Origin of the sequence: Arenivirga flava (assembly GCF_030161575.1) — a bacterium.
Classification (GTDB): Bacteria; Actinomycetota; Actinomycetes; order Actinomycetales; family Microbacteriaceae; genus Arenivirga; species Arenivirga flava.
This window is the reverse complement of sequence record NZ_BSUL01000001.1, coordinates 892,858-909,612: the sequence shown is the minus strand read 5'-3', so window position 1 is coordinate 909,612 and position 16,755 is coordinate 892,858. Positions and strand designations below refer to the sequence as shown.

Here is a 16,755-nt window from a genome sequence, read left to right as displayed (position 1 = left end):
TCCCGCTCCATGAACTCCGCTCGCTCCTGGTCCGTCTGGGGTGCCGCCGTCGCGGCCTACGTCCTGGCCGTGCTCCAGCGCTCATCGCTCGGCGTGGCCGGCGTCGATGCGACCGAGCGCTTCGCGGTCTCCGCATCCGCGCTCTCGACGCTCGCCGTCCTGCAGATCGTGGTGTACGCCGGCATGCAGGTTCCCGTCGGCGTGCTGCTCGACCGGGTCGGCCCGAAGGCGCTGATCGTGACCGGGTCCGCGCTGCTGGGCACGGGGCAGATCACCATCGGCCTGGCGACCGAGTTCCCGGTGGCCGTCATCGGCCGGGTGCTCGTCGGCGTCGGCGACGCGATGATCTTCATCTCCGTCATCCGCCTGCTCACCAACTGGTTTTCCGGACGGGTGCTGCCCCAGCTCTCGCAGTGGACCGGCAACGTCGGCCAGCTCGGCCAGCTGCTGTCGGCCCTGCCGTTCGCCTGGGCGCTGCACGGCGTCGGTTGGACCTGGTCCTTCGCCGTGGCTGGGGCGCTGTCGCTCGTCGCGCTCCTCGTCGTGCTGCTCGTGGTGGCCAACGCGGCGCCGGATGCGCCGGAGATCGACCGCGCGACCACGCTGCGCGAGGCGGGACGCTCGGTCGTCGAGGCCATGCGCCGTCCCGGCACGCGGCTCGGCTTCTGGTCGCACTTCGTGACGCAGTCCTCCGGCACCGTTTTCGCCCTCCTCTGGGGCACCCCGTTCCTGATCGGCCTCGGCTACACGCGCGGCGAGGCGGCGGCGATGCTCACGCTGCTCGTCGTCTCCGGGGTGCTCAGCGGTCCGCTGCTCGGCATCCTGACGGCGCGCTACCCGATGCGCAGGTCGAACCTCGTGCTGGGGATCGTCGTCGCGCTCGCACTCGCGTGGGCGGCGACGCTCGCCTGGCCGGAGGAGCCGCCGCTGTGGATGCTCGTCGTCCTCATCGTGGTCATCGGGGTCGGCGGGCCGGGCTCGTTCATCGGCTTCGACTTCGCGCGCACCTTCAACCCGCTGCGCAGCCTCGGCTCCGCCAACGGTGTGGTCAACGTGGGCGGCTTCCTCGCGAGCTTCGTGATGATGTACTCCATCGGCCTCGTCCTCGACCTCGTCGACCGCGCCCGCGTCGCCGCCGGCGGCGCATCCGATCTGTTCGCCTGGGACTCGTTCCGCCTCGCCTTCCTCGTGCAGTACGTCGTCGTCGGCTTCGGCGTCGTGATGCTGCTGCGGGCCCGGCGCCGCACGCGGCAGCGGATGCGCGAGAGCGAGGGCATCGAGGTCGCTCCGCTCTGGCGGGCCGTCGCGCGGGCGTGGCGACGACGCTCCGAGGGCTGATCGGGGCGGTGCTCGCGCTGGGCGAACACGCGCTCGCGGATTCGTCGGGAGGAGGGGACTGTGCGACAATGAGAGGAAGGACCCGTTCGGGCCCTCCTCATCCGAACCGCTCAGGCGGGATCGGTGCTCGCAGGGGGACTTGACATGGGTCCTCATACTGCCCGGAAACGGCGCCGACCCGAGTCGGCCTCCGGGCGTGACGACGAACGGAAGAGGTGTTCGCATGGCAGCCCGGACCACGACGACGACGGTGGACGAGACCACCGAGGCCGCGGAGCCCGCCAAGGCCCCCGCGCGCCAGACCGCTGCGAAGAAGGCGGCTGCTGCGAAGAAGACGACCGCCGCGAAGGCGCCGGCGAAGAAGGCACCCGCGGCGAAGGCGACGACCGTGAAGGGCGCGTCCGCCGAGAAGGCCCCCGCAAGTCCACCCGCTCGAAGGCGAGCGCGCCCGAGGCCGAGGAGGAGGACGACGACGGCGAGGAGCCCGTCGTCGAGGTCGAGGCCGACGACGCTGCGGAGACCCCCGAGGTCGCCGACGAGGGCGCCGAGAAGGACTCCGAGGAGCCCGTCAAGGACATCGTGCTGCCCAAGGGCGCCCTGGTGCTCAAGGCCGATGACGAGGACGACGACGTGCCGGTCTACTCGACCGCCATCACGGGCGCCACGGCCGACCCGGTCAAGGACTACCTCAAGCAGATCGGCAAGGTCGCGCTGCTCAACGCCGCGGAGGAGGTCGAGCTGGCGATGCGCATCGAGGCCGGCCTCTTCGCCGAGGAGAAGCTCTCCTCGATGGGCAAGGACGAGATCCGCTCGACCCTCGGGCGCGAGCTCTCCTGGGTCGCGAAGGACGGTCAGCGCGCCAAGAGCCACCTGCTGGGTGCGAATCTGCGCCTCGTGGTCTCGCTCGCCAAGCGCTACACGGGCCGCGGCATGCAGTTCCTGGACCTGATCCAGGAAGGCAACCTGGGCCTCATCCGCGCCGTCGAGAAGTTCGACTACACCAAGGGCTTCAAGTTCTCGACCTACGCGACGTGGTGGATCCGCCAGGCGATCACGCGCGCGATGGCCGATCAGGCCCGTACCATCCGCATCCCGGTGCACATGGTCGAGGTCATCAACAAGCTGGCGCGCGTGCAGCGCCAGATGCTGCAGGACCTTGGCCGCGAGCCCACGCCCGAGGAGCTGAGCCGCGAGCTCGACATGACCCCGGAGAAGGTCATCGAGGTGCAGAAGTACGGGCGCGAGCCCATCTCGCTGCACACCCCGCTCGGCGAGGACGGCGACAGCGAGTTCGGCGACCTCATCGAGGACACCGAGGCCGTGGTCCCGGCTGACGCGGTCGGCTTCACGATGCTGCAGAAGCAGTTGGAGTCGTTGCTCGACTCGTTGAGCGAGCGCGAGGCGGGCGTGATCCGCATGCGCTTCGGTCTCGGCGACGGCATGCCGAAGACCCTCGACCAGATCGGCGACACGTTCGGGGTGACCCGGGAGCGCATCCGTCAGATCGAGTCGAAGACGATGGCGAAGCTGCGCCACCCGTCCCGCTCGCAGTCGCTGCGCGACTACCTTGAGTGATCCGCGCACCGCGCTGACCGTCGCCGTCGCCAAGCTCGCCCGGATCGCGAGCCGGCTGCGCGGCGGCGGTTCGGCGTTCCCGGGCTTCGTCGCCCGGCGCATCACCCCGGACATCAACCGCCGCCTGGCCGGATCGCTGCCCTACGGCGTGCTCTTCGTCATGGGCTCGAACGGCAAGTCCACGACGACCAACATGCTCACGAGCGTGCTGCGCGCCCACGGTCTGCGGGTGTTCACCAACAACTCGGGTGCCAACATGCCCCAGGGCATCGCGTCCTCGCTGATCGGCGCCGCCTCGCTCGGCGGCCGTGTCGACGCCGACATCGCGGTGCTCGAGGTCGACGAGGGCTACGGCGCGGTGCTCGCGCGGGAACTGCAGCCGAAGGGATCGCTGATCCTCAACCTCGTCGTCGATCAGATCTACCGCTTCCACGAGCCCGACCGGGTCGCCGACATGTTCCGCGCGATCATCGCGGAGGTCGGGGGACCGTTGGTGCTCAACGCCGACGACGCCTTCGTGCGCGGGTTCGGCGAGGAGGCCGCCGGGCGCGACGACCTGTCGATCAGCTGGTTCGGCGCCTCCGAGGTCGCCTACGCCGCGGCGCCCCACGGCCTGGTCGCGGCCCGCGACTTCGCCGCCGAGGGCTCCGGCAGGGCGCTCGGGTCCCGCCCGGAGGTCGGTGTGGAGGTGCTCGCGCAGCGCGGCGCCGAGGCCACCCTGCGCATCGGTGCGGACGAGGCATCCGTCCGGCTGCCCTCTCGAGGACTGCACTACGCGGTCGACGCGGCCGCGGCGATCGAGCTCGCCCGAGCGGCGCTCGGCGACGGATTCCGAGCGGATGCGGCGAAGCGCGGCATCGACGAGGTCGCGCCGGTCTACGGCCGCGGCGAGGTCATCCCGCACGCGAACGGGGACATCGAGATCCTCATGAACAAGAACCTGGCGAGCCTGCAGCTCAACATGGACTTCCTCGAGGCGGCCCCCGAGTCGGTGCTGATCGCGTACGACGAGTCGAGCTACGACCCGTCGTGGCTCTACTCGGCGGACTTCTCGAAGCTCGAGCGCGTGGAGGCCGTGGCGGGACCGAAGGCCTCGTTCATGGCGCTGCGCCTCGGCTACCTCGGCATCCCCGTCGGGCTCGTCGAGCCCGACATCGGCAAGGCCCTCGACCACGTGCTGGCGACGCCTCGGCCGACCAGCGGCACGCGCACCTTCTTCCTCGACCACGACCAGATGATGGCTGCGCGCCGCCACCTGGGCTACCGCGATCTGGAGGCCGGCTCCGCATGAGCCTGACGATCCTCGAGCTCTTCGCCCAGCACCTCAACGTGAACGGCGACACCGGCAACGGCTTCGTGCTGCGCACCCGCCTCGGGTGGGCCGGCATCGATGCCGAGGTCGTGACCTACGATCTCGGCGAGGAGCTGCCCAGCGACGCTCCCGACCTGGTCACGCTGGGTCACGGACCGGTCTCGGCTCAGCGCGCGATCGCCACCGACCTCGCACGCATCGCCCCGACCCTGCGGGCGTGGGCCGCCGACGGCGTGCCCTTCCTCGCGGTCAACGGCGGCTACCAGATGCTCGGTTCGGAGCTGCGCCTCGAGGACGGCGGCGTGCTCCCGGGCGCCGGTCTCGTCGACCTGCGCGTCGAGCTGGGCGCGAAGCGTCACGTCGGCAAGAGCTACGTGGTCGACAGCCCGCTCGGACGCCTGGTCGGCGTGGAGAACCAGGGCGCGACCGTGCACCTCGGTGCCGGCGTGCCACCGCTCGGCACCATCGTGCTCGGCTCCGGCAACCGCATCGGGCGCGCCGAGGGCGTGCATCAGGGCAACGTGATCGGCACCTACCTGCACGGACCGGTGCTCGCGGTGAACCCGCTGCTCGCCGATCACCTCGCCGGCCTGGCTGCCGAGCGGGCCGGACTGCACTACTCCCGCACGGCCGAGCACGAGCGCGTCGACCTGCTCGCGCTCGAGACGCGCCGCACGCTGCTCCAGGGCACCGGGCTCGGTCCGGACGCCTGAGCCCGCCGCGCTAGGCTCGTCCGCATGCAGGGGGATGGACGACCCGTGGCCGTGCTCGCCGGTGCGAGCGGATTCATCGGGCGCCATCTCGGCTCCGCGCTCGAGGCCGACGGCCATCGGGTCGTCCGGATCGGTCGCAGCGGACCGGATGCGCGCTGGGGCGAGACGGACCGCATCCGCTCGCTCGTGGACGGCGCAGCCGTCGTGGTCAACCTCGCCGGGAAGAGCGTGAACTGCCGCTGCACGGAGGCGAACCGGCGCGAGGTGCTGCGGTCCCGTCTCGAGACCACCCGGGAGCTCGGCGAGGCCATCGCCTCGGTCGATGCGCCGCCCGCCGTGTGGCTCAACGCGAGCACGGGCACGATCTACCGCGATGCGCACGACCGCGCGATGACCGAGGTCGACGGCGAGCTCGGTTCCGGCTTCTCGGTGGACGTGGCCCGGCACTGGGAGGCGGCGTTCGCGGCCGCCGACACGCCGCGCACCCGCAAGGTCGCCCTGCGGATGTCCATCGTGCTCGGCGGCGACGGGCCGGCCACGCGACTGCTCGCCCGGCTCGCGCGCCTCGGCCTCGGCGGGCCGCAGTTCCACGGCCCGTGGCCCGGTGGCGGGCGGCTCGACGGCATCACGACCTCGGGGGAGCGCCGGCACGGCACGGCCGACCGCAGGCGCACCGGCGGGGCGCGCCAGCGCTTCAGCTGGGTGCACGTCGACGACATGGTCGGGATCGTGCGCCACTGCATGCGCGACGCATCGCTCGACGGCGTCGTCAACGTCGCGGCGCCGGAGGCGAGCGACAATCGCGCCCTGATGGCGGCCCTGCGGCGCAGCGTCGGCGCACCGTTCGGCCTTCCGGCCCACCGATGGATGCTCGAGCCGGCGATGTGGGCGCTGCGCACCGAGCCGGAGCTGATCCTCAAGAGCCGGTGGGTGCATCCCGAGCGGCTGCTCGCCGGTGGATACGCGTTCCAGCACACCTCGCTCGAGGAGGCCCTGCGCTCGTCGCTCGTCCGTGGGGCGGGATGAGTCGTCCATCGAGCGCAGGACGCCCCAGCTGAACGACCGAGGGCCCGGCCGCCGCAGCGTCCGGGCCCTCGGAGAGCGTTCGGGTCAGGCGTCCTCGAGGAGGCGCGCGGACTCGTCCAGCCATTCGAGCGCGATCGGCTCGATCTTGGCGCGGACCTCCTTGGCGTGGTGGGCGCAGAAGAGCAATTCCCCGCTCGCCAGGGTGGCGCGCACGTAGGCCTGCGCGCCGCAGCTGTCGCAGCGGTCCAGTGCGGAGAGCTGGTAGCCGCCCACGACCTCGTCGATGGCGCTGTTCTCAGTGGTGATCTGGGACATGGGAGGGTCTCCTTCGCGCGACTCGGGAGTTCGGGAACTCGTTGGCGACCAGTACAGCATGCCGCCGGCCCGGGGATGCGTCGTTTGCGTGACGTTTCGCTGGGGGCAGAAAGGCCCGCGGGCGCTCGGGTGTCGGAGCCGGGCCGTGTCGGTGGCGATCAGTAGGCTGGCAGCACCGCCGAACCCCTGGAGGAACGACACCCGTGGCCAGCTCCGACTACTCCGCACGCCATCTCTCGGTGCTCGAGGGCCTCGAGGCGGTGCGGAAGCGTCCGGGCATGTACATCGGCTCGACCGACTCGCGCGGCCTCATGCACTGCCTCTGGGAGATCATCGACAACTCGGTCGACGAGGCGCTCGCCGGGCACGGCGACTCCATCGAGGTCGTGCTGCACCCCGACTCCAGCGTCGAGGTGCGCGACCGGGCCCGCGGCATCCCGGTCGACGTCGAGCCGAAGACCGGCCTGACCGGCGTCGAGGTGGTCTTCACCAAGCTGCACGCCGGTGGCAAGTTCGGCTCCGGCTCCTACGCCGCCTCGGGTGGTCTGCACGGCGTCGGCGCATCGGTGGTCAACGCCCTCTCCGAACGGCTCGACGTCGAGGTCGACCGCGACGGCAAGACGTACGCGATGAGCTTCCACCGCGGTGAGCCCGGCATCTTCGCCGATGCCGGCGAACCGACCCCGACGCGCCGTTCACGCCCTTCGTCTCCGGCAGCGAGCTGCGGGTCGTGGGCAAGGTGGCCAAGGCCAGGACCGGTACGCGCATCCGCTACTGGGCGGATCGGCAGATCTTCACCAAGGGCGCGGCCTTCGGCTTCGACGACCTCATCGCCCGTGCACGCCAGACGGCGTTCCTCGTGCCGGGCCTCGGCATCGAGATCGACGACCGTCGCGGTGAGGAGCACGCCCGCGAGTCGTTCCGCTTCGACGGGGGCATCAGCGAATTCGTCGACTTCCTCGCACCCGATGCGGCGATCACCGACACCTGGCGGATGCAGGGCACCGGTGCGTACAAGGAGACGGTGCCGGTGCTGCAGGAGAACGGGCACATGGTGTCGACCGAGGTCGAGCGCGAGTGCGAGGTCGACCTCGCACTGCGCTGGGGCCAGGGTTACGAGACCGTGTTCCGCAGCTTCGTCAACATCATCGCCACCCCGAAGGGCGGCACCCACCAGAACGGCTTCGAAGCGGGACTGCTCAAGTTCGTGCGCGCCGAGGTCGAGAAGAACGCGCGCAAGCTCAAGGCCGGCAACGACAAGGTGGAGAAAGAGGATGCGCTCGCGGGGCTGACCGCCGTGCTGACCGTGCGCCTGCCCGAGCCGCAGTTCGAGGGCCAGACCAAGGAGGTGCTCGGCACCCCCGCGGTGCGCGCGATCGTCGCCAACACGGTGGCGAAGCAGTTCGCGGAGCGCTTCACCAGTGCGAAGCGCGACGACAAGGCGCAGAGCGCGCTCGTGCTCGAGAAGGTCGTCGCCGAGATGAAGTCCCGCATCTCCGCCCGGGCGCACAAGGAGACGCAGCGGCGCAAGAACGCGCTCGAGAACTCCAGCCTGCCCGCAAAGCTCGTCGACTGCAGGTCGAAGGAGACCGAGGGCAGCGAGCTGTTCATCGTGGAGGGCGACAGCGCGCTGGGCACCGCCAAGCTCGCGCGCGACAGCGAGTACCAGGCGCTGCTGCCGATCCGAGGCAAGATCCTCAACGTGCAGAAGGCGTCCGTCAGCGACATGCTCTCGAACACCGAGTGCGCCTCGATCATCCAGGTGATCGGTGCCGGGTCGGGACGCAGCTTCGAGGTCGATCAGGCGCGTTACGGCAAGGTCATCATGATGAGCGATGCCGACGTCGACGGGGCGCACATCCGCACGCTGCTGCTCACCCTCTTCTTCCGCTACATGCGTCCGATGGTCGAGGCCGGTCGCATCTTCGCGGCCGTGCCGCCGCTGCACCGGGTCGTCATCATAAATCCGGGTTCCAAACCGAACGAGACGGTCTACACCTACTCCGAGGCCGAGCTGCAGGGCGTGCTCAAGCAGCTCGACCGCTCGAAGCGGCGCTACCAGGATCCGATCCAGCGTTACAAGGGCCTCGGTGAGATGGACGCGGACCAGCTCGCGGAGACGACGATGGATCGTCGTCACCGCACGCTGCGCCGGGTGAACATCGGTGACGCCGAGAACGCCGCCCGGGTCTTCGAACTGCTCATGGGCAACGACGTGGCACCGCGCAAGGAGTTCATCACCGCCGGCGAGGGCCTCGACCGGGAGCGCATCGATGTCTGAGCCACGCGGCACCAGCGCCTGACCCCCTCCTCCTCCGCCCGGTTGCGGCGTCGGATGACGCGCGAGAGTCGGCGAACTGCGGCCGGGCCGGAGCGCCGCGTTCGTCAGTCGACCGGCGAACCGTCGGCAACCGGGGCGTTCGCGCCGATGCCCGTGCCGATCGAGTGCACGACCCCCTGCAGCGGCGTGCCGGAGGCGTCGCGCCGCGATCCGCCGACGGGCAGGATCCGCTGCGAGCCGTCGGCGCCCACCGCTCGGGCCGCGATGCCCACCCAGGCGAGGGAGAGCCCCGCCTCGCCGCGCAGGAACGCGTGCGAGCGCACGCCGCCGGTCGCGCGGCCCTTGCCGGGGAACTCGGTGAAGTCGCTCACCTTGGCTCGGCCCGGATCGGTGCCGGGCAGGGCTCCATCGTTCGCGCTGACCGTGACGACGACGGGCGAGGCGGCGGGATCGACCGTGCCGAAGAAGAGCACCCGTGCGTTCGCGCCGAGCTTCACGCCGGCCATGCCGCCCGCGGCCACGCCCTGCGGTCGCACGGACCCAGCGGGGAAGTGCAGCAGCTGGGCGTCGGAGGTCAGGAAGACCAGCTCGTCGGTGTCGGGGCCCTGGCCGACGCCGACCACCGCGTCGCCGCTCTTCAGCGCGATGAGCTCGAAGTCCGGCCGGTTCGGCCAGGCGCCGGGGGCGACTCGCTTCACGATGCCCTGCGCCGTGCCGGCGGCGATCGGCGCGTCCGCGAGGAAGTCGACGAGGGCGATCACGCGCTCGTTCTTCTCGAGCGTGAGGTAGTCGCCGACCTTGACGCCCGCGGCCAGCTGCACCGAGTGCACGGGGGCCGCGGGCAGGTCGACGGGGGAGAAGCGGATGAGGCGGCCGCGGTCCGTGACCGCGCCCAGCTCGCCGCGGGTCGTGCCGGCGATCTCGGACCGGATGGCGTCGTGCTTGCTCCGCCTGGCCGGCGTCGGCACGCCGGGCTCGTCGCCGAGATCGACGCGCAGCAGCCGGCCGGTCGTGCTCAGCAGGACGCGGCACGGCGCGTCGGCGATCTCCAGGGACGCGGCGGCGGCCCGGCGGGAGGCGCCCGCCGGCTGCGGTCGTGCCTCGGTGAGCAGGGTGCGCCGCGGCGTGCCGAAGCGCTCCGCCATGCTCTCGAGCTCATCGCCGACCGAGCGACGCAGCAGCGCGGGTGAGGCGAGCAGCGCCTCGAGCTGCGCGATGTCGGCGAGCAGCTGATCGCGCTCGGCCTCGAGCTCGACGCGGCTGAACTTGGTGAGCCGCCGCAACCGCAGCTCGAGGATGTACTCGCTCTGCAGCCGGCTCAGGTCGAACACGTCCTCGAGCCGGGTGCGCGCGGCCTCGGCGTCGTCGCTGGTGCGGATGACCTGGATGACCTCGTCGATGTCCAGGATCGCGACGAGGAGGCCCTCGACGAGGTGGAGGCGCTCGCGGCGCCTGGCCAGGCGGTACTCGCTGCGCCGGGTGACGACCTGGAGCCGGTGGTCGAGGTAGACGCGCAGCAGCTCCTTGAGCCCGAGCGTGCGGGGCTGCCCGTCGACCAGCGCCACGCTGTTGATGCTGAAACCGTCCTCGAGCGGCGTGTACCGGTAGAGCTGCTCGAGCACCGCCTCCGGGCTGAACCCGGTCTTGATGCCGATGACGAGCTTGAGGCCGTTCCTGCGGTCGGTCAGGTCGTTGACGTCCGAGATGCCCGAGAGCTTCTTCGACTGCACGCCGTCCTTGATCTTCTCGATCAGCTTCTCCGGGCCGACGAGGTACGGCAGCTCGGTGACGGTGATGCCGGTCTTGCGGGCCGTGATCGGCCCGATGGACACGCGCGCGCGGGTCTTGAAGCTGCCGCGCCCGGTCGTGTACGCATCCTTGATGCCGTCGAGGCCCACGATGGTGCCGCCCGAGGGCAGATCCGGAGCGGGCACGAAGCGCATGAGCTCCTCGACCGTGGCGTCGGGGTGCTCGAGCAGGTGCACGGCCGCGGCCACGACCTCGACGAGGTTGTGCGGCGCCATGTTGGTGGCCATGCCCACCGCGATGCCCGTCGTGCCGTTGACCAGCAGGTTCGGATACCCGGCCGGCAGCACCGAAGGCTGCTGCAGCTGGTTGTCGTAGTTGGGCACGAAGTCGACGACGTCCTCGTCGAGCCCGTCCGTGAGCGCCAGCGCGGGGGCCGCGAGCCTCGCCTCGGTGTACCGCGAGGCGGCCGGGCCGTCGTCGAGCGAACCGAAGTTGCCGTGCCCGTCGACGAGCGGCACGCGCTGGACGAAGCTCTGCGCCAGGCGCACGAGCGCGTCGTAGATCGCCGTGTCGCCGTGCGGATGCAGCTTGCCCATGACCTCGCCGACGACGCGGGCGCTCTTGACGTGCCCGCGATCGGGCCGCAGTCCCATCTCGGTCATCTGGTAGAGGATGCGACGCTGCACCGGCTTGAGCCCGTCGCGCGCGTCGGGCAGCGCGCGCGAGTAGATGACGGAGTAGGCGTACTCGAGGAAGGAGCCCTGCATCTCGTCGGAGACGTCGACGTCGAGGATGCGCTCCTCGTCGCCGACAGGGCCGGCAGGGCGGTTCTGGGTAGGGTTCATGGGATGCCCACCATGCTACCGACGGCCCCCGACGCGGCTCTCACCCTGGCCGACGTGCTGCCGGCGTGTCGTGCGGCGATCGCGGGGGAGCCGAACGCTCTCGAGCTCCCTTCCGCGCGTCAGGCCGTGGTGCTGCTGGTCGACGGGCTCGGCGCCGCAGCGCTGCGCATCCGCTCGGGACACGCGCGCACGCTCGCCGGGGCGATGAGCAAGCGCGACGTCATCCACTCCGGTTTCCCGACCACGACCGCGGCCGCGCTCGCGAGCCTGTGCACCGGCGCCGCTCCGGGGCGGCACGGGCTCGTCGGCTACACCGTGCTCGACGGGTCGCACGACCGGGTCGTCAACCAGCTGAGCGGATGGGACGCGCGGTTGGATCCCGCGACCTGGCAGCGCCTGCCCACCGTCTTCGAGCGGGTCGCCGCGGACGGGCTGCGGGCGAGCATCGTCGGACCGCCGAAGTACGCGAGCAGCGGATTCACGGCGGCGGTGCTCCGCGGCGCCGACTACCACGCGGCCAAGTCGCTCGACGAGCGCTTCGCCGCCACCCGTCGCATCCTCGATGAGGGGCGGCCCGGCGTCGTGTACCTGTACGTGCCCGAGCTCGACATGACGGCGCACGCGAGCGGATGGGAGTCCGGGCGCTGGACGGACCAGCTGGAGACCCTGGACGCCGCGGTGCGACGCTTCGCCGCCGGCCTCGGTCCGGACGAGGGACTGCTGGTGACGGCCGACCACGGCGTGCTCGACGTGCCGGCCTCGTCGCACATGCTCATCGACGCGCACGATGACCTCGTCGCCGGGGTGCGGCACGTCGCCGGGGACCCGCGCTGCCTGCAGCTGCACCTCGAGCCGGGCGCCGACCGCGATGCGCTGGTGGAGGCGTGGCGCCGCCGGGAGGGCAAGCGGGCCTGGATCGTGACGCGGGAGGAGGCGTTGGATGCCGGCTGGTTCGGCGAGGTCGATGCGGCCGTCCTGCCCCGCATCGGCGACGTGCTGGTCGCCGCCCGGGGCCTCGTCGCCTACTACGACGGCCGTACGAGCACCGCGCAGGGCAGGGCCATGATCGGGCAGCACGGCTCATGGACGCCGGAGGAGACCAGAGTGCCGCTCCTGCGGTTCGGGGCGTTCGCCCGCCGCTGACCGCCTCCGCTCAGCCTCGGACGGCGGCCGTGCTCAGCGGGAACCGACCTCGCGGGCCCGCGCGATCGCGCTGACGGCCGGTCCGAGCGGCGGGTGCTCGAGAGCGATCTGCGCCAGGAGCCGGTGCTCCGTGGCGCGCGGGTCGCGCCGCAACCGGGCGAGCGCGTCCGGATCGCCGAGCGCCTCCTCGTACAGGTTGGCGACCACCTGCTCGTCCACGCTCGGCAGCGTCTGCATGAACTCCCACGGGTCCCGCCCCTGCAGGCAGAGCTCGTGGACGACCACCTCCAGCTCGTCCCGGGCCTCCTGGCGGAGGAGTTCGAGGCTGAGGGGTACCGCGGCGTGCATGACGACCAGGGTACGCGCGGTCAGGATGCGGAGTCGTCGTCCGGACGCGCGCCGAAGACGATCTCGTCCCAGCTGGGCATCGACGCGCGGCGCTTGCGGCCGCGACCGGGGCCTCCGGCTGCTCGGAGGGTGCGGGCGAGTTCGGCGCCGCGGTGGCGCTGGCCGGGCTCGCGGCGCTGCGACGGCCGCTGGGGGTCTCGAAGCCCTGGGCCTCGGAGGTCCGGGCCTCGGAGCTCAGGGCCGGCTGCACCGGGATGCTGCCGGTGGCGGGATGCGCCTGGCGTGCGCGCTCGGCGGCCTCGGCCTGCGCGGCGCTGCCGGCGGCCTCGCGCTCACCGCGTCGCCGGCGCAGCGCCTCGAGCAGATCGGCGGTGTGGCTCGGCTCGGCGACCGGCTGCTCGTTGCGGCTGATCGCCGCGTCCAGGGCGGGGTTCGCGGGGCGACCGGATGCGGCGCCGGGTTCCTCGACGGACCGCGGCGCTGCGACGGCCGCGGGCTCGAAGGCGCCGCTGTCGAAGCGGGAAGCCTCCTGCCGGTGCTCGTCGTCGGTGACCGCGCGCAGACGGGGCAGGAGGGCCGGAGCGGTCGGGTCCTGCTGGGAGAGCCGCTCCGCCTCGGAGCCGATCGGGGCCAGTGCGCGCTTGCGGGGGTCGAAGCGCCAGCGCGCCTCGTGCTCGGCGTCGCCCTGCTGGTAGCGCACCGCGACGATCCAGTCGCCCTGCTGCTCCTTCCAGCTCGACCACGCGCCCTCGCCCGCGCCGATGCCGACGAGCCGCTTGCCGATGATGGCGCCGAAGCTGTTCTCGCCGTCGATCGGCGATGTCTCGTTCGCGGTGTGCACGGGCACCGCGAGCGCGGAGTCGACGATGAACTCGCGCTCGGCGAGCACCGGGCCCTCGAACTTGCGGATGTAGTCGAGCGGCACGCCGGTCATGCTGGAGACCGTCTCGGCCGCCAGGCCGGAGCGGATGTGACCCTGGATCTCGCGAGGCGAGAGGCGGCGATCGGAGCCGGGCTCGCGCACGGGGCTGCGGGCGCCGGCCTGCATGACCTGCTCGAGCGGCACGCGGCCGCGCTGGCCGTCGTCATCGGCGACCACGATGAATCCGTTCTCGACGCCGACGACTCTCAATTCACGCATGGCCAAGCCTTTCCGAGGACCGCAGTTGACCGTCAGGATGCCATGCCGCACGGCCGGATCCGGGGAATAGCGCGGGCGCGGCGGAAGTTGCTCGGAGGGCGTGCGCAGGCGGTTTGCGCTCCCCTGGGGAGTGGTGCAGACTGTGCGCGCTGAATCCGCATCGCACACCCAGATAGGACGGGAATGGCCACCGATTACGACGCCCCTCGCAAGAACGACGACGACACCTCCGAGTCGATCGAGGCGCTGAAGGAGCGGGTCCCGGACAAGTCGTCTGGCTCGATCGACGTCGACGACGCCGACAACCCCGGTGGCTTCGAACTGCCGGGGGCGGACCTCTCCGACCTCGACCTCGATGTGGTCGTCCTGCCGCCGCAGGCGGACGAGTTCACCTGCGTCAGCTGCTTCCTGGTGAAGCACCGCTCCCAGCTGGACCACGAGGAGAAGCTCGGCGGCATCTGCCGCGACTGCGCCTGAGCGCAGCACCGCTTCCACGGCCGAGGCGGCCGGGCACCAGCCCGGCCGCCTCGGCCGTTCCGCGTCACGCGGGCGGATTCGCGGCGGCGCGGGCGCTGCGCAGCGCCTCGATCAGCGCCTCAGGACGCCGGGTGGAGACGATCCAGTAGGGGACGGGGTCCTCGGCGTCGGTGTTCTGCACCTTGACGATGGGACCGATCCATCCGCGGATGCCCATCCAGGCGCGCGCATCCGCTCGCTGACCCCGCTCGAGCGACGCCTCGGCGCCGCGGAACGCCTCGGCCTCGCCGACGAACTCGACGGGCAGCCGCGCCGAGCCGACGCGCAGGTGGCCGTCGGTCACCTCAACGGGCAGCGAGGCGCCGAGCAGCAGGCCGACGACGCCGAGGTAGAGCACGATCGCGACGATCACGCCGGCGGTGGTGTCGATGGGCAGGAAGACGAGCAGGCTCGCGGGGATGACGAGGGCGGAGGCCACGAAGATCCAGGGGGTGGGCCAGAGCCGCTCACGGTAGATGGACATGGGTCCATTCGACCAGACTTCCGCCGGGCGTGCGGGACGGGCCGGCGGAGGCACTAGCCTCGTCGGGTGATCCCGAACGTCGACGTGCTCATCGTGGCCGACACCGCCCCGCACTACGCCCACCCCGGCGACGCGGGCGCCGATCTGGTCTCCGCCGAATCGCTCGTGCTGGAGCCGGGGGAGCGGGCGCTCGTCGGCACCGGCGTGTCGATCGCACTGCCGGACGGCTTCGCGGCCTTCGTCGTGCCGCGCAGCGGGCTGGCGGCCAAGCACGGCATCACCGTGGTGAACAGCCCCGGCACGGTCGACGCCGGCTACCGCGGCGAGATCAAGGTCACGCTCCTGAACACGGATGCGCGCGAGGCGTACACGATCGCCGCCGGCGACCGCATCGCCCAGCTCATCGTCATGCCCGTCACTCGCGCGAGTTTCGTGCCGGTCGCCTCGCTGCCGGGCTCCGCCCGCGGCGAGGGCGGCTTCGGCTCGAGCGGGTACGGCAACCGACCGGAAGGACAGTGATGGCCGAGTCGAACGAGAACACCGGGATCGACGAGGAGCTCGAGGAGCTGCTCACCGAGAAGTCGGCGCCGGAGGACCGCGCCGAGCTCGGTCCGCTCGACGAGCGGGAGGCGAACGCCGTGCGCCCGTACGTCGACCTGGGGGGCGTGAAGGTGCTGCCCCGCGAGGGGCTGCAGCTGCGTCTCGAGGTCGAGGAGGCGACCAAGCGCGTCGTGGCCGTCGCGCTCGACTACGCCGAGTCGACCCTGCAGGTGCAGCCGTTCGCCGCCCCGCGCTCGAGCGGCCTCTGGCACGAGATCCGCGCGCAGATCGCCGAGCAGATCCGGCGGCAGGGCGGACGCATCGAGGAGCAGGACGGCCCGTTCGGGCCGGAGCTGCGCGCCGAGGTCCCCGCGCAGGGCCAGCAGGGCGGAGATACCCGCATCGCCCGGTTCATCGGCGTCGACGGACCGCGCTGGTTCCTCCGCGGCGTGATCGCCGGCAAGGGGGCCGTGGACCCGGACGCGGCGGAGCAGGTCGAGGACCTCTTCCGCAGCATCGTGGTGGTGCGCGGCGCATCGCCGATGCCGCCGCGCGACCTGATCCCGCTGCAGGTGCCGCAGGGCGCCGCCGGCGCGGCGGGCGACTGACGTGACGCAGCGGCCCGGGGCGGATGACGCGCCGCGGGAGGAGCAGCCCGAGGTCGCGGCGAAGCTCGGCGACGCCGCTCGCGGAACCGCCCTGGGGCGGCTCGCCGGCGCCGAGGACGGCAGCGTCACCGCGGCCGGCCTCCTGAGCGCCATCGGCGGCGTCCGCGGGATCGTCGAGGCCACGCTGCCCGGTCTGCTCTTCGTCGTCGTCTACGCGATCACGCAGGACATCGTGCCGGCGGCGGTCGCGCCCATCGCCATCGCCCTCGTGCTCATCGGGGCGCGGGCGCTCGCCAGGACGACCGTCACCCCGGCGGTGGGCGGCCTCGTGGCCGTGGTCGCCTCGGCGGCGCTCGCGATGCTCAGCGGCCGCGACGAGGACTACTTCCTGCCCGGCATCGTGATCAATGCGGCCTACGGCGGCGGCATGCTGCTCTCCGTGCTGCTCACCTGGCCGCTCATCGGGCTCGCCGCGGGGTTCCTCATGAACGACGGCGTCGCGTGGCGCCGTGATCGTGCGCGGTTCCGTGCCATGCAGTGGCTCACCGTCATGTGGGCGGCCCTCTTCGCGGCGCGCCTGGCCGTGCAGCTGCCCCTCTACTTCAGCGAGCAGCTCGCGCTGCTCGGCACGGTGAAGCTGGCGATGGGCCTGCCGCTGTTCGCCCCGCTGCTCGTGGTGACCTGGCTCGTGGTGCGCGCGGCCTACCGTGAGCGCGTCTGAACGGCGCCGACCCGCGCATCCGCTATCCTGAGTATCTCGATATCGAGATACTTTCGCCCTCCTCCCGGTAAGGCTCGCCTTGCTAGCCGCCGAGCCGGGG

The 16,755-nt window shown here is 71.8% G+C and carries 13 protein-coding genes and 3 pseudogenes; 11 read left to right on the top strand and 5 right to left on the bottom strand.

Features of this window, described 5'->3' with window-relative positions:
• Positions 1–9 precede the first annotated feature (9 nt).
• From QQK26_RS04475 to QQK26_RS04455, 5 genes and pseudogenes are all read left to right on the top strand, one after another.
• Positions 10–1,338 (top strand): MFS transporter, encoded by a 1,329-nt coding sequence (locus QQK26_RS04475; RefSeq protein ID WP_284230448.1) that lies wholly within the window; start codon positions 10–12, stop codon positions 1,336–1,338.
• Between the two features lie 223 nt (positions 1,339–1,561).
• A pseudogene (locus QQK26_RS04470) lies at positions 1,562–2,913 on the top strand (RNA polymerase sigma factor).
• A complete protein-coding gene (locus tag QQK26_RS04465; protein ID WP_284230444.1) occupies positions 2,906–4,204 on the top strand; it encodes a Mur ligase family protein in 1,299 nt (432 codons plus the stop codon). Before QQK26_RS04470 ends, QQK26_RS04465 begins: the two are co-directional and overlap by 8 nt.
• A complete protein-coding gene (locus tag QQK26_RS04460) occupies positions 4,201–4,938 on the top strand; it encodes a type 1 glutamine amidotransferase (protein WP_284230441.1) in 738 nt (245 codons plus the stop codon). Before QQK26_RS04465 ends, QQK26_RS04460 begins: the two co-directional genes overlap by 4 nt.
• Before the next feature lie 24 nt (positions 4,939–4,962).
• Positions 4,963–5,964, top strand: coding sequence for an epimerase (locus QQK26_RS04455; protein WP_284230440.1), 1,002 nt, complete (start codon positions 4,963–4,965; stop codon positions 5,962–5,964).
• Positions 5,965–6,048: 84 nt separating this feature from the next.
• Here QQK26_RS04455 and QQK26_RS04450 read toward each other — a convergent pair whose 3' ends face one another.
• The gene (locus tag QQK26_RS04450) at positions 6,049–6,279 is read right to left on the bottom strand and encodes a DUF7455 domain-containing protein (RefSeq protein WP_284230438.1); all 231 of its coding nucleotides are present in this window, start codon (positions 6,277–6,279) and stop codon (positions 6,049–6,051) included.
• Between the two features lie 203 nt (positions 6,280–6,482).
• Here QQK26_RS04450 and QQK26_RS04445 point away from each other — a divergent pair.
• Positions 6,483–8,560: pseudogene (locus QQK26_RS04445) on the top strand (DNA gyrase/topoisomerase IV subunit B).
• A 104-nt stretch (positions 8,561–8,664) separates the two neighbouring features.
• Here the strand turns inward: QQK26_RS04445 and QQK26_RS04440 are convergent.
• Positions 8,665–11,154, bottom strand: coding sequence for a DNA gyrase/topoisomerase IV subunit A (locus QQK26_RS04440; RefSeq protein ID WP_284230435.1), 2,490 nt, complete (start codon positions 11,152–11,154; stop codon positions 8,665–8,667).
• 3 nt (positions 11,155–11,157) lie between these two features.
• On the opposite strand from QQK26_RS04440, the gene QQK26_RS04435 reads away from it, so the two are divergent.
• Positions 11,158–12,297, top strand: a complete 1,140-nt coding sequence (locus QQK26_RS04435) for an alkaline phosphatase family protein (protein WP_284230433.1) — start codon at positions 11,158–11,160, stop codon at positions 12,295–12,297.
• Positions 12,298–12,330: 33 nt separating this feature from the next.
• On the opposite strand, the gene QQK26_RS04430 is transcribed toward QQK26_RS04435, so the two are convergent.
• Together QQK26_RS04430 and sepH are read right to left on the bottom strand one after the other, a co-directional pair.
• Positions 12,331–12,645, bottom strand: coding sequence for a hypothetical protein (locus tag QQK26_RS04430; RefSeq protein ID WP_284230431.1), 315 nt, complete (start codon positions 12,643–12,645; stop codon positions 12,331–12,333).
• 85 nt (positions 12,646–12,730) lie between these two features.
• Positions 12,731–13,786, bottom strand: a pseudogene (sepH, locus tag QQK26_RS16395) (septation protein SepH); the annotation flags it as partial.
• A 183-nt stretch (positions 13,787–13,969) separates the two neighbouring features.
• On the opposite strand from sepH, the gene QQK26_RS04420 reads away from it, so the two are divergent.
• The gene (locus QQK26_RS04420) at positions 13,970–14,263 is read left to right on the top strand and encodes a DUF4193 domain-containing protein (RefSeq protein WP_284230427.1); all 294 of its coding nucleotides are present in this window, start codon (positions 13,970–13,972) and stop codon (positions 14,261–14,263) included.
• A gap of 64 nt (positions 14,264–14,327) precedes the next feature.
• Here QQK26_RS04420 and QQK26_RS04415 read toward each other — a convergent pair whose 3' ends face one another.
• Positions 14,328–14,786 carry a DUF3093 domain-containing protein gene (locus QQK26_RS04415; protein WP_284230425.1) on the bottom strand — a complete coding sequence of 153 codons (459 nt, stop codon included), beginning with the start codon at positions 14,784–14,786 and terminating at the stop codon, positions 14,328–14,330.
• Positions 14,787–14,852: 66 nt separating this feature from the next.
• Here QQK26_RS04415 and dut point away from each other — a divergent pair, with 66 nt between their 5' ends.
• From dut to QQK26_RS04400, 3 genes are read left to right on the top strand one after another with little or no spacing between them, the layout of a single operon-like run.
• Complete coding sequence (gene dut / locus QQK26_RS04410; protein WP_284230423.1) at positions 14,853–15,305, top strand: dUTP diphosphatase; 453 nt, start codon at positions 14,853–14,855, stop codon at positions 15,303–15,305.
• Positions 15,305–15,934, top strand: a complete 630-nt coding sequence (locus tag QQK26_RS04405) for a DUF3710 domain-containing protein (RefSeq protein ID WP_284230421.1) — start codon at positions 15,305–15,307, stop codon at positions 15,932–15,934. The genes dut and QQK26_RS04405 overlap by 1 nt, the downstream gene beginning before the upstream one ends.
• Position 15,935: 1 nt before the next feature.
• A complete protein-coding gene (locus QQK26_RS04400; RefSeq protein WP_284230419.1) occupies positions 15,936–16,655 on the top strand; it encodes a DUF3159 domain-containing protein in 720 nt (239 codons plus the stop codon).
• Positions 16,656–16,755 lie beyond the last annotated feature (100 nt).

What these genes read in the sequence shown, in the direction of transcription:
- QQK26_RS04460 (WP_284230441.1), top strand. Translation starts at nt 4,201, where the DNA reads ATGAGCCTGACGATCCTCGAGCTCTTCGCCCAGCACCTCAACGTGAAC.
- QQK26_RS04415 (WP_284230425.1), bottom strand. Translation starts at nt 14,786, where the DNA reads ATGTCCATCTACCGTGAGCGGCTCTGGCCCACCCCCTGGATCTTCGTG.
- QQK26_RS04440 (WP_284230435.1), bottom strand. Translation starts at nt 11,154, where the DNA reads ATGAACCCTACCCAGAACCGCCCTGCCGGCCCTGTCGGCGACGAGGAG.
- QQK26_RS04405 (WP_284230421.1), top strand. Translation starts at nt 15,305, where the DNA reads ATGGCCGAGTCGAACGAGAACACCGGGATCGACGAGGAGCTCGAGGAG.
- QQK26_RS04450 (WP_284230438.1), bottom strand. Translation starts at nt 6,279, where the DNA reads ATGTCCCAGATCACCACTGAGAACAGCGCCATCGACGAGGTCGTGGGC.
- QQK26_RS04455 (WP_284230440.1), top strand. Translation starts at nt 4,963, where the DNA reads ATGCAGGGGGATGGACGACCCGTGGCCGTGCTCGCCGGTGCGAGCGGA.
- QQK26_RS04435 (WP_284230433.1), top strand. Translation starts at nt 11,158, where the DNA reads ATGCCCACCATGCTACCGACGGCCCCCGACGCGGCTCTCACCCTGGCC.
- QQK26_RS04420 (WP_284230427.1), top strand. Translation starts at nt 13,970, where the DNA reads ATGGCCACCGATTACGACGCCCCTCGCAAGAACGACGACGACACCTCC.
- QQK26_RS04430 (WP_284230431.1), bottom strand. Translation starts at nt 12,645, where the DNA reads ATGCACGCCGCGGTACCCCTCAGCCTCGAACTCCTCCGCCAGGAGGCC.
- QQK26_RS04475 (WP_284230448.1), top strand. Translation starts at nt 10, where the DNA reads ATGAACTCCGCTCGCTCCTGGTCCGTCTGGGGTGCCGCCGTCGCGGCC.